Source organism: Paenibacillus sp. KACC 21273 (assembly GCF_028736095.1).
Lineage (GTDB): Bacteria > Bacillota > Bacilli > Paenibacillales > Paenibacillaceae > Saccharibacillus > Saccharibacillus kyungheensis.
The window spans coordinates 2,906,724-2,920,292 of record NZ_CP117876.1 but is presented as its reverse complement, the minus strand read 5'-3'; the positions used below and the strand labels follow the sequence as shown (position 1 = coordinate 2,920,292).

Annotated in this window: 7 protein-coding genes; 6 read left to right on the top strand and 1 reads right to left on the bottom strand. The window is 38.4% G+C overall.

Annotated features, from left to right (window positions below):
• Positions 1–38 precede the first annotated feature (38 nt).
• Both PQ460_RS12875 and PQ460_RS12870 read left to right on the top strand, forming a co-directional pair.
• Positions 39–971, top strand: coding sequence for a LysR family transcriptional regulator (locus tag PQ460_RS12875; protein ID WP_274170034.1), 933 nt, complete (start codon positions 39–41; stop codon positions 969–971).
• Between the two features lie 23 nt (positions 972–994).
• Positions 995–2,122 (top strand): 5-methyltetrahydropteroyltriglutamate--homocysteine S-methyltransferase, encoded by a 1,128-nt coding sequence (locus tag PQ460_RS12870; RefSeq protein ID WP_274170033.1) that lies wholly within the window; start codon positions 995–997, stop codon positions 2,120–2,122.
• Between the two features lie 143 nt (positions 2,123–2,265).
• Here PQ460_RS12870 and PQ460_RS12865 read toward each other — a convergent pair whose 3' ends face one another.
• Entirely contained in the window at positions 2,266–2,997 is a 732-nt protein-coding gene (locus PQ460_RS12865) for a spermidine synthase (RefSeq protein WP_274170032.1), read from the bottom strand.
• A 170-nt stretch (positions 2,998–3,167) separates the two neighbouring features.
• Here PQ460_RS12865 and PQ460_RS12860 point away from each other — a divergent pair, with 170 nt between their 5' ends.
• From PQ460_RS12860 to PQ460_RS12845, 4 genes are all read left to right on the top strand, one after another.
• Complete coding sequence (locus tag PQ460_RS12860; RefSeq protein WP_273616142.1) at positions 3,168–3,407, top strand: YkuS family protein; 240 nt, start codon at positions 3,168–3,170, stop codon at positions 3,405–3,407.
• A gap of 455 nt (positions 3,408–3,862) precedes the next feature.
• Positions 3,863–7,123, top strand: a complete 3,261-nt coding sequence (gene fabD / locus PQ460_RS12855) for an ACP S-malonyltransferase (protein ID WP_274170031.1) — start codon at positions 3,863–3,865, stop codon at positions 7,121–7,123.
• A gap of 34 nt (positions 7,124–7,157) precedes the next feature.
• Positions 7,158–8,399, top strand: coding sequence for an FAD-dependent oxidoreductase (locus tag PQ460_RS12850; RefSeq protein WP_274170030.1), 1,242 nt, complete (start codon positions 7,158–7,160; stop codon positions 8,397–8,399).
• A 20-nt stretch (positions 8,400–8,419) separates the two neighbouring features.
• A complete protein-coding gene (locus tag PQ460_RS12845) occupies positions 8,420–13,567 on the top strand; it encodes an SDR family NAD(P)-dependent oxidoreductase (RefSeq protein ID WP_274170029.1) in 5,148 nt (1,715 codons plus the stop codon).
• Positions 13,568–13,569 lie beyond the last annotated feature (2 nt).

Here is a 13,569-nt window from a genome sequence, read left to right as displayed (position 1 = left end):
TCATTATATTGAAAAAGGATGGATAAGGAGGAATACGGTTGACATTGCAGCAGCTACGGTATGCGATCGAAATTGCGAATTGCGGTTCGATGAATGAAGCAGCCAAACGTCTTTTTATTTCTCAACCGAGCCTTTCCAACGCGATTAAAGAACTTGAAAATGAGTTAGGCATTACTATCTTTGATCGTACCAATCGAGGAATTAGTATTTCTATCGATGGAATGGAGTTTCTCGGTTATGCGCGTCAGATCATTGAGCAGACAGAACTGATCGAAAACCGTTATCATGGTAAAAATCGTACACAAATTCATTTTTCGGTATCTACACAACATTATGCATTTGTGGTAGATGCGTTTGTCAAATTGATGAAGCAAAGTGATGTGAACGAATACAGTTTTCATTTACGAGAAACACAGACGTATCCGATTATTGAAGATGTGCGTTCTCTGCGTAGTGATATCGGCATTTTGTATATTAATGAACGTAACTTCAAAGTGATGAATAAGCTTTTTAGTGATGGTAATCTGAAATTCACCCCTTTGTTTAACACGAGTCCCCATATTCTGATTCATAGCAGACATCCATTAGCTAATCAAGAAACAGTGAAGATGGAGGACTTGTCGGGCTTTCCGTATATTACGTTTGAACAGGGAGTTAACAATTCATTACACTTTTCTGAAGAAATGCTCAGTATTCGAAGCAATGAAAAAAGTATTAAAGTAAGCGACCGCGCTACATTGTCTAATCTATTAATGGGTACAGATGGATATACGATCGGGACAGGTATTCTTGTGTCTGAACTCAATGGACATCAGTTAATCTCGATACCTGTTGAAACCAATGAAACAGTAACGATTGGCTGGATTGCTCATAAAGATCGACAACCTAGTGAAATAACAGCTCAATATATCGAATTACTTAATGATATGATTTCTCAGAATTTACTTGATCTGAACCAGTTCTTATTATGATTACACTTATACAGGAGGATTCTATGCTCAATCCAGTCATCGGTACCAAACGAAACAAGCCTCCTTTTCGCTATGATATTGTTGGAAGCTTTTTAAGACCGGACGATCTGAAAGATGCTCGTCTACAGTATGAACAAGGTGAAATGAATGCCGAGCAATTATCGGTTATCGAATATGCAGAAATTGCTCAATTGGTAGACAAGCAAAAAGCTTTGGGATTGCAAGTGATTACAGATGGAGAATTTCATCGTTCCTGGTGGCATTTAGATTTCTTTCTCGGTATTCAAGGTACTCAGAAGATCTATCTCAATCAGGGGACAGGTGGACAGGATAGCAAGACACGCACAGAAAGTTTTCAAATTGTAGATAAAATCTCTTTTGCTCATCATCCCATGTTAGCTCACTTTCGTGAATTGCAACAATTAGCAGGAGATCATATTGCTAAAATGACGATTCCTTCACCCGCGTTATTTCATTTTGTAGAGCATTATAACGGCAATGATGTGTATTCTGATCAAGAAGAGTTATTTGCTGATATTATCAAAGTTTATCAACAAGCGATTCAAGCGTTTTATGATGCAGGTTGTCGTTATTTACAATTAGATGATACTACATGGGGAACACTGTGTAGTGGTAGACATCGGGTGCATTTGCGTAGTCGAGGACTTGATCCAGATCAATTAGCCGAAGACTATGTACGCTTAATCAATGAAAGTATAGCTCATCGTCCAGATGATATGGTGATTGCACTTCATGTATGTCGGGGCAATCTGCGCTCGACTTGGTTTGCCGCAGGTGGTTATGAACCGATTGCCGAGACTTTATTTGCTCAGGCACAAGTCGATGCTTTTTTTCTTGAATATGATAATGAACGTTCAGGAGGATTTGAGCCCTTGCGCTTTATTCAAGATCAATTTGTAGTACTCGGCCTGGTCACCACCAAGCATGGAGGACTTGAAAGTAAAGAAATGCTCAAAACCAGAATAGCCGAAGCCGCGCAAGTAGTTAATCTTAACCAACTCTGTCTAAGCACCCAATGTGGATTTGCTTCCACAGAGGAAGGTAATATGTTAACAGAAGAAGAACAGTGGGATAAGATTCGTCTAGTGATCGAAACAGCTAATGAAGTATGGACACAGCCTAGTTCTTAATTTGAAGGGTAACGGAAGATTGTAGTGAATCTTAGCATGATAAGCTTTATGATCATATCAACATGGCTATCAGTAGGGCAGAAATAAATAAAAGGACTTGCTATGATACATTGAGCAGGTCCTTTTTTGGTGTACCTATCACTTTATTCATCTTCAATAATATAACCCTGCCCAAGTGACTTGCTCTCAAAACCAGCCATATGACGACCTTGATAGCGTATAGGTTGATGACCGGCTATAATAATCATATTTTGCGTATCAGATGTTCCTTCAGCCGGAAGAGCAAAACATTCGATATACGTATACACTTCACACAATGTAGTGTATATCGCATTAATGATCCGATCATGATTAGCTTTACCAATCAGATTAATCATCAAATATCCTGTATCATGTAACTTGGTAGCCGTCATTTGAAAAAATGATCTAGAGATTAAATGTTGAGGAGTGCCTGCTGTCGTAAAAGCGTCTAAAATAATATAATCATACTGGTGATCATTTTCAGCCGATAATAATACTCTTCCGTCTCCGATCTGGACATTATCCAGTGTGTAATGAAAATAAGTCTGACTTAGCTCAAGCACCAGCGGATCAATTTCAGCAATGCGAAATGACTTGGTCGGATAGTGACTCGCAATCGTTCCTATGCCATGCCCGATAACAAAGACATCTTGAAACTCTGAATTGTTAAGCTCCATCAGATGAATCATGGCACGCGGATACTCAAATAGAATCCGATCAGGATGCTGAAGATCAATCGCACCTTGTATGTCTTCATTAGCAAATTGAAGAATCCGAAAACATCCTTTTTCATTATAAAACTCATTAGTTTCATATACAGAAAGTTGATTTTCTTTTTGAAATAATAGTTGCAAAATAGTATGCTCCTTACTGAATTAAGTGATCAATTATGTGGCGGAAAAAGGATAAATAAACACTCTATAATCATAACAAATTGTGCAATATGGTTCATTATACATATAGTTGGTGAATCATAGAATAGAACAAGCTAACATTAAAAAATACATTTTTGGAGGTTACCATCATGGCTAAAATTGCTGTCGAAAAACCATTTGACGATATTAAAGAAGTATTGGAAGGAAAAGGTCATCAAGTTGATCTTGTAAATAGTGATCAAGAACTTAAAGGATACGACGTTGGTGTAGTTCGTGTCCAAAATGATGGGGATACAGGATTGTATGATTTCCCGATCGTTAGTGTAGAAGGTTCATCTATCGATGAAGTAGTTGCACAAGTAGAACGCTATCTCGAACTATCTAAATAAGCAATCAATAGATTTGATAACCAACTGATCCTTTATCCAAAGGGTCAGTTTTTTTGTTCACTTTTGCTGCTTATTGACACGTACAATCGTTTGTCTTATATTGTTAACTAACATACTAAAACTATTATTTTTTCATAATATGCAAATAAATGGATATAGAAAATATCGAATTTTATTTAGGTATTATTAAGTTTACATCAAATGTTAAATCGCTTTAAGTTACCCATTTTACACAAAAAGACATTTACTTAACAGGCAAGTTATTTTATCTTTAATTATAGCGAATCTTTTGATGATATCTAATCGTTGTTTCGGCACGTTACATAAAATCAAAAGAAAATATGTAAAAAATTTCGTAGTGTACATAACAGTAGACGACCTGGGAGAGCTATGCCTTCGAGGGCGTTTTTGTCTCAAAATCAAGCCAATCAACCAACATAGACGGGAGGTAGCAGATGAATAAAAAAAACGTACTTATGTTTTCTGGTCAAGGTTCTCAATATTATCAAATGGGAAAAAAGTTATTTGATCAAGATCAGCAGTATCGTCAGATTATGCTTGATTTGGACAAAATAGCGATAGATATGATAGATATTTCTATTGTACATACGATTTACAATAATGAATTTCGGAATAGTCCGCAATTCACACGTACGTTGCTATCTCATCCTGCTATTTTTATGGTTGAATATGCACTGGCACAAGTATTAATTACACGCGGTATCCAAGTCGATTATGTGTTAGGCAGTAGCCTGGGTGAATTTGCAGCGGCTACTATTGCAGGTGTATTCGATGCTCCTACCGCTCTTACATGTGTTATTCAGCAAGCAAAATGCTTTGAACAATATAGCTCGTCCGGGTCTATGTTAACTGTGTTATCTTCTGTTGCTATCTATGATCAACTACCACAAATACAATATTGTACACTGGTGTCCGTCAACTATGATGGGCATTTTGTTATTTCTGGACCTGTAGAGAAATTAGCATCTATTCAGAAATATCTTGCTCAACAATCGATTGCTTGTCAGTTATTACCTGTATCTTTTGCTTTTCATTCATCTGCGATTGATTCAGCAGAGTCATCTTATTTATCATTTTTAAAAACGATATCATTTCAAAAGCCAACATTGCCTTATTTGTCCTGTATGCAAGGAGGTCTCATTACAGCGATTCAACCCGATCATTTCTGGCAAGTAGCAAGGCAACCTATTTTGTTTCAACAAACTGTTCGACAGATTGAATCTTTAGGGTCACATCTGTATATCGATAGTAGCCCTGGTGGTACATTATCAGCTCTGGTCAAACGCAATCTAGATACTTATTCGTTATCATCTACATCGAGCATACTAGCGCCTGCTGGAGATGAGATGGTGAATATAGAGCGTCTGTGCAATCAAATAAATAGTGATGATGATTCAACACCTTATTCAACTGTACCGTCTCAACCACAAGGAGGAGAAAAGCTTATGAGAGCATATGTATTTCCAGGGCAGGGTTCACAATTTAAAGGTATGGGCAAAGAATATTTTGCTGAATTTCCAGATTTAGTTGCTCAAGCTGATCAAATCTTGGGTTATTCGATCGAAGAACTTTGTCTGAACGATCCTCAAAAACAAATCGGACATACCGCTTTTACTCAACCTGCATTATATGTTGTAAATGCACTGATGTATTACAGCATGATCAAAAAGAATACAATTCCTGATTACGTGGCTGGACATAGTCTAGGTGAATTTAATGCGTTACTAGCAGCAGAGGTGTTTGATTTTGCAACTGGTCTAAAAATCGTACAATACCGGGGCGCACTTATGGGAGAAGCTAGCGGTGGCGCAATGGCAGCGATTGTCGGATTAGATCAGAGCAATATCGAACGAATTGTCAAAGAGCACAGATTCCATACTATCGATATAGCGAATCTCAATACCCCTTCACAGATTGTGATCTCTGGTCCTAAAGATGATCTGGTACAAGCACAAGCGATATTTGAACAACAGGGGGCTACGAACTATGTAATGCTCAAAGTCAGTGCAGCGTTTCACTCTAGATATATGGCAACTGTACAGCAAAAATTTGCAGCGTATCTGGATCAATTTGATTTCAATATGCCTGCTATTCCTGTTATTTCAAATGTATATGCTAGACCTTATCAATCGAATAATCTGCATGAATGTATGGTTCAACAAATCACTTCGTCAGTACAGTGGACAGATAGTATACGTTATCTGATGGGAAAAGAAGTAAATGAAATTATCCAAGTCGGCCCTGGAAAAGTAGTCACTAATATGGTGGCAGCGATTCAGCGAGATGCTAGCCCATTAATTGTAGAAGAAGATACGGTAGAACAACCGCATGAAGTGAATGTACCAACCGTACCTCGTTATGATGCTTCTACACTGGGTTGCAATGAATTTAAAAAGGAATACAATCTCAAATTGGCTTATATTGCAGGGGGAATGTATGGTGGCATAGCGTCTGTATCTATGGTGAGTACATTGGCTAGCTACGGTTGCCTTGCTTTTCTAGGAACCGGTGGGTTAACGATAGAACGGATTGAAGCAGACATTATTGCTATCCAGCAAACTCTTCAGCATAGAGAGTCATACGGGGTTAACTTTTTACATAATCAAGTTCAACCAGATATGGAACAACAATTGGTTGAACTTTTGTTAAAACATCAAGTGAATATTATAGAAGCCAAAGGATTTTTAACGATAACACCAGCGCTTGTGTATTATCGTGTATCTGGATTATCACTTGGTTCGAACAGTGAAATAAAAACAGCTCATCGCATTATTGCTAAATGTTCACGTCCAGAGATAGCGACTTTATTTATGAGCCCGCCACCTCAACATATACTGGATCAATTGGTACAAAGTCGACATATTACAGCAGAACAAGCTCAATGGGCAAAACAGATCCCGATGGCAGATGATATCTGTGCAGAAGCAGATTCAGGGGGTTATACCGATAGTGCAGTCATGATGACGTTGTTGCCATCGTTGTTAAGCCTTCGAACAGCAATCATGAAGCAGTACTCCTATCGCAGAAAAATAAGAATAGGTGCTGCTGGAGGGATCGGTACACCTGAAGCAGCAGCGGCGGTGTTCGTGATGGGAGCCGATTTTATTTTGACAGGATCGATTAATCAATGCACGGTCGAAGCGGGAACCAGTGCGATGGTCAAAGAATTGCTTCAGCAGATCAATGTCCAGGATACCGAATATGCACCTGCTGGAGAAATGTTCGAATTGGGAGCTAAAGTGCAGGTGCTAAAAAAGGGATTGTATTTCCCGGCACGTGCAAACAAATTGTATGAATTGTATCGCCAGTATAATGCGATTGAAGAGATAGATGAGAAGACGAAAACAAGGTTACAAGAACAATATTTCAAAAAGAGTTTTACCGATATTTATGCTGACGTTAAACAAACGTACAGTGCACAAGAGATTGAGCGTGCAGAGCGTAATCCCAAAGCCAAAATGGCGTTATTATTCAAATGGTATTTTACGTATTCTACCGAATTGGCATTACGTGGTGATCGGGACTCCAAAGTAGATTATCAAGTCTATTGCGGACCGGCATTAGGTGCTTTTAATCAGTGGGTACAAGGTACTCTGCTAGAGCACTGGCAACAAAGACATGTAGACCAAATCGCAGACAAGTTAATGAAAGAGACTGCCGATTTATTAAATCATCGCTTGCTTCATAGCTTTTAACTACAACTTATTCTAGCGCGAAGGAGCCAAATGAATGCAGATAAATACAGATGTATTGATTGTCGGTGGTGGAATAGCAGGTGTCTCATTAGCTCTGGCGATGGGCAAAAAAGGTCATGATGTGACTCTAGTAGAACGGGTAAAACAATTTAAACCTATCCCTAAAGGGGACTTTCTACAGCCGGTGACGATAGAGTTGTTAAAAGGATTGGATGTTCTTCCGGAAATTCGTAAACACTGCGCGCTAGTCACCAAAGTTCATTATGGAACAGTAGGCGGAATACGCTGCTTTTCAGGAGATTACAGTACGATGGATATTCCTATTCAATATGCACTAAATGGAGATCATCATAAAATTCATGAAAGTATATTTAATGCAGCAATCGCGCTTCCTAATGTTCACTTCTATGCTGGAGTCAATGCTCAACAGCTATTATACGATAATGGCAAAGTCATCGGGCTCGAAGCAACAACCGATGGAGAACCAATGACTATTCATAGCAAAGTTGTAGTAGGATCAGATGGCATCAAGTCAAAGATTCGAGAACAGTTAGGGCTCAAACACCATTTATATCCTTACGAAGAGAAAAAAGCTAAAATGTTTGCTTTTACTTTTCATATGGACGAAGATCCACCAGCAGAAGCCAGTTTCTTTTTTGGAAGTGGCGTAAGCTGTGGAGTATTTCCATTGCCTAATAAGCGTACACGTGTATATCTCGCCCTTCGTAAAGAGCTGTGGCAGAGTATCAAAGATGATGGGATTGATTCGTTACGCCAACTACTGCTATCGCTTTGTCCGCATCTTCAGCAGGAATTAACACAGATAACAGATTTTAAACAAGTGCAGTCGATTCCGGCATTTTATCTAGATACAGATAAATGGGCGGTAGATGGAGCTGTTCTGTTGGGGGATGCTTGTCATGCATTAAGTCCTGCACTGGGGCAAGGAATGAATCTGGCGATTCAAGGTGCTATGGAGCTTAGTGAAACGTTGACTACAGCATTATCGACTGAAAATTATTCGGAGTCGATGTTGCGTTCTTATGAAAAGAAAAGACGTAAATATGTAAAATTAATTCAGCAAAATAGTACAGCTCACACATTCTGCTGGTTTGTTAAAAATAGTTCGTTTATCAAATTACGCAATGCGGCTTTTCGTCGTATGGGTCGTTGTCCTAATCTTCTAGAAGCTCAAATGCTAACAACATCGGGATATAGTGATAAGTCACCATCGTTTTCCTATTTGCTTCGTTTTGCAGGTATTATGAAACCTTAATTTGACGGAGGTGAAGAGTAATGGAATCGAAAAGAACCGATATCGCTATTGTAGGGATATCTTGTCGTTTTCCCGGTGCGAATGGGTATGAACAATTTTGGAACAATCTCGAAGCAGGAGTCAATTCTATTCAAGAAATCCCCACCGATCGTTGGAATATTCAAGACTATTACTCTGCCGATGTACTGGAAGCAGGCAAAACCAATAGTAAATGGTGTGGAGCGATCGATCATGTGTACGATTTTGATCATCGATTTTTCAATATTTCGCCACGTGAGGCAAACAATATGGACCCTCAGCAGCGATTATTGCTAGAAGAAACATGGCATTGTATTGAAGATTCAGGTATTCCATTATCACTATTGCAACAACAAATCACTTCGGTCTACGCAGGTATTATGTCGGCTGATTATTTACAAGAGATCAGCAGTCTGGATCAGCAAGACATCGATAGTTACGCTTGTCTAGGTACATATGAAAGTCTGTTAACCAATCGAATATCTTATATTTTGAATTTAAAAGGGATAAGTATGCCTATTAATGCAGCTTGTGCTTCATCACTGGTGGCTGTCCATGAAGCCAGATGTGCATTAATTCATGGTGATTGTGATTATGCTATCGCTTCGGCTGTGAATCTAAATCTTCATCCTATGAAATATGTTTCTTTTGCTCAATCTCGAATGCTTAGTTCAGATGGTCAATGCAAAACATTTGATCAACAAGCGAATGGGTATGTGCCTGGCGATGGGGTTGCAGTCCTTTTGTTACAACGACTAGATCAAGCGGTAGCGGACGGGAATCATATCTATGGAGTGATTCGGGGATCGGCTGTGAATCATGTCGGGAAAAGCGTTTCTTTAACTGCTCCCAAAATGGAATCTCAACAACAAGTTATTCAAGCCGCTTATCAATCTGCTGGTGTAAAAGCATCGACTATCAATTATATTGAGGCTCATGGTACTGGTACATCGCTAGGCGATCCGATAGAAATCGAAGCTTTAACTCAAGCGTTTCGTACAGATACTTCAGATAAGGGATATTGTCAGATTGGTTCGGTCAAAACCAATATCGGACATCTTGAAAGTGCAGCTGGAATGGCTGGGATCATTAAAGTGTTAATGATGATGAAACACCAAAAGATACCGGCTTCTCTAAATATCAAAACACTGAATCCGATGATCGATTTTGACTCTACTCCATTTCAAGTCACTACAAAATGTAGTGTATGGGAACGAGTTGATACAGATCAACCTTTGCGAGCAGGAGTAAGTTCTTTTGGATTTGGCGGTGTTAATTCTCATATTTTGTTAGAAGAATATACGTCTGCTCCTGCTCATGAGGTTGTAGAATCATCACTCTCTACACCTGTCACTCAATTCATTCTATTATCTGCCAAAACGATTCAAAGTCTTGAGCAATTGATTGACCATTGGAAAAACTGGATCGAGCATATCGAGGAAAAAGAGTATTCATTTCATGATATATGTAGAACACTTTTACATGGGAGAGAATCTTTTGCTTATCGAGTAGGCAGTATCGTATCTTCTATCAGTGATATCAAAAAATGGCTACAAACGGCTGCTTCGCATATTATCAAAGCAGATCAACCGTATTGGAGCTTGGATACAACATGCTTATCATGGAGAGGTTATGCTGATATTCAATCAAGTTCTATGTATAGTTCTCTGCATAAGCAAAAACAAGAAGAAACGTTAAATATTCTTCGACAGATTACCGAAGATCCTAATCAAACTGAAGGTTATTATCAAGAAGTATGGCTTGATAAAGATATCGAATTATATACATTTATAAGTGGATATAGTTATGCATATACGTTAATCGAATTAATTACATCACCAGAACTCGTGACAGCATTTGGCAAAGGAACATGGATCGGTCTTGCTATTAGTAAAGTTTTACCTATTACAACGATTATGAATCTGTTACTTCATCAAGCAAATCAAGAAGAGATGGTGCTTAAGCGTCCTTCTATTCCTTTATATACAGGGAATCATACCTATATCGCACCTTTAGTATGGGATGCTGCATATGTTCAATATCTATCCAATCAATTATCAGAACTTGCGCAATATGAGCAGATATCACGTATTCAACAAGAACATATCAACAAAGCTAAAATGTTATATGTTCATCAGTATACGTTTAGATCATTGCTAGAAGAATGGAATAAGATTATACAAGAAAAATATAAAATCGATATTATAAAATGGATGATTCAAGATAAACCAATGACATGTGATTATCCAATCGCTCAGATTAATATGATGATACTGTTAAGTATTGTGTATTCCTTACGCAAATTGAAACAAAAATGGAATCTATCCGAGCGATATACGTTTGATCATAAAGCATGGCAAGAATGTATAGATTTATTAGATGATGAGATGCTTAGCAAGCAAGACGCATTGGAACTTATTATGCATACTAATCTGGATGCTGAGCGTATAGCCCATTCATTGTCGCAACAACCAAATCAAATCAATAAACAACATGATTATTCTATACTTTATGCGCATAATCATACGCTTACTGAAATAGATCATCCTTCTGACTGGTTGTCTCAGCTAGTGTATACAGAGTATGAGTCATCTGCATTGGTAGAAGAACTACTTGCAGATCACATGATAACTAACAAACAATGTGTTATCCATTTAAACGGTTCTTATACAGAACAGTTATTACAATTGTGGCTACATGGTATTGATATTCGCTGGGATGTATTTTATAAAAATCAATCTTACACCAAAGTGAGCTTACCTTTATATGCCTTTCAACGTACTACATTTCGACTGCAAGCCAATACCAAAACAAAGCAAAAATCGATACAAAATGAGATGACTTCACATCCGATGGTACAGCAAAATCAATCAACAGCAGATCGTATTGCTTTTCAATCTACATTTACAGGAGAAGAATTCTTTTTGTGGGATCATCGGGTACAAGGGGTTGCTGTGTTACCTGGTGTAGCTTACTTGGAAATGGCTGTTGTAGCTCTTCAAAAAGCGAGCGGGATGTTAACCAAAGTTCAGACTGGCTTTGTCTTGAACCATGTAACATGGACACAACCTATCTATGTTACAGACCAAGCAATTGATGTACACATCTATCTGTATTCAGCAACACAGGAACAATTACGTTATGAGATTGCTATAGAGCATGATGATTCTAGTCTTTCTGTATGTGGTCATGGCATGGTTATGCTGAAGAACTATTCGGAATCTCAGCTATTAACTATTGATCCTGAAGAACTTCAGCAGTTATCTACACAACAACAATGGGATGCTACAACTTGCTATCACCAACTGGATCAATGGGGTCTGAATTATGGTGATAGTCATCAAGGTATCGATCATGTATGGATAGATAAGCAACAAGCCGTAGCCAAAATAAATCTGCCAGCGAAGATAGAAACTACGCTATCCGATTATATATTGCATCCGGCGATGCTTGACTCGGCATTACAAGTTGCTATTTTATTTACAATGTCTCAACAGGATACACATTTGAAAGGAAAACCTCAGTTACCTTTTGCTTTGGAAGAGTTAGAGTATATTCAAGCTTGTACAACGACAATGTGGGTATGTATTCGTTGGAGCGAAGGCAGTAGTGCTCAAGACAAAGTGCCAAAGTTAGATATAGATCTTTATAATGATTCAGGGCAACTATGTATACGCATATCAAAATATACAGCTAGAACATTAGAAGGACAATTATTAGAGTCATCCCGAGTACCAGCACTGACTGAATTACCTGAACAGGTAACAATGTTTGTACCGGTGTGGGATACCTTGTCGGTAGATGAAGTTGTAGGCTTAGAACATACTGCAATACATCAACAAAAAATGCTGGTGATAGGAAGTTCTGATATGCAGTGGATCGCTCTTTCTTCTAATTATCCAAATGCTATACGCTGGGAATGGAAAACAGATCAGAATATTGAGTCTATCTATCAGTCGTTACTTCTTTATGGTCAGATCGATCATATAGTATGGATAGCTTCTGGTATTTCATCAGATGTAACTCATAGTGAAGCGATTATATATGGACAAGAACAAGGTATAATTCAGCTTTTTCGTCTAATCAAAAGTTTATTTCAACACCATGATAATCGTCATGTATTGGAATGGACAATAGTCACTATGAATACGCAACGGGTATCGCCTTCTGAACAAGTTAAACCTATTCATAGTAGCATTCACGGCTTAATAGGTTCACTGGCTAAAGAAATAAAAAATTGGCATTTTCGTGTAGTTGATCTTGAACAGACTGAGACGATAGACTGGCAACGTGTTTTTTCATTAACGTCTCATCCTGATGGTGATGTGATAAGTTATCGTAGATCACAGTGGCATCAACAGCAACTTATTCCGGTACAGTATACAGCTATTCAACACACTGCTTATCGTAAAAATGGTGTGTATATAGTGATCGGTGGTGCAGGAGGGATCGGCGAAGTATGGAGCGAGTACATGATACGCCATTATCAAGCAAAGATTATTTGGATCGGTAGACGTGATATCAATGAACAGATTGAAGCAAGCTTACATCATTTAGCACAGTATGGCACAGCACCTGAATATATCAGTGCAGATGCAGCTGATCCAGATGATCTAGAAAGAGTCTATCAAGAAATCATCAAGCGTTATCCTCAGATTAACGGTGTTATTCATGCAGCAATTTCTTTATTAGACAACACACTGATGCAGATGGATGAAGAGCGGTTTCGCGGAGCGTTGACAGCCAAAGTGAATGTGTGTGCCAGTATAGAACACGTATTTCAAAAAGCTAATCTTGATTTTGTGTTGTTTTTTTCTTCGATTAATGCATTTGCTAAGCCAGCAGGTCAAAGTAATTATGCAGCAGGATGTACGTTTAAAGATACATTTGCGCAATATCTAGCCACTCGTTGGACATGTGCTGTCAAAGTCATGAATTGGGGATATTGGGGAAGTGTAGGTACAGTAGCATCAAGAAACTATCGTGAACGTATGCTCAAGCAGGGAATCGGTTCGATTGAACCTCAAGAAGCGATGCAAGCATTAGAATGGTTGCTTGTTTCTCCATGTCAACAGATAGGGCTAATCAAACAAGTAGATGAACGCAATGTGTATCATATCAATGAAGAAGAACTAATGATTGTACAATGATC

Coding starts and splice junctions, on each gene's coding strand:
- fabD (WP_274170031.1), top strand. CDS start 3,863: ATGAATAAAAAAAACGTACTTATGTTTTCTGGTCAAGGTTCTCAATAT.
- PQ460_RS12845 (WP_274170029.1), top strand. CDS start 8,420: ATGGAATCGAAAAGAACCGATATCGCTATTGTAGGGATATCTTGTCGT.
- PQ460_RS12870 (WP_274170033.1), top strand. CDS start 995: ATGCTCAATCCAGTCATCGGTACCAAACGAAACAAGCCTCCTTTTCGC.
- PQ460_RS12860 (WP_273616142.1), top strand. CDS start 3,168: ATGGCTAAAATTGCTGTCGAAAAACCATTTGACGATATTAAAGAAGTA.
- PQ460_RS12850 (WP_274170030.1), top strand. CDS start 7,158: ATGCAGATAAATACAGATGTATTGATTGTCGGTGGTGGAATAGCAGGT.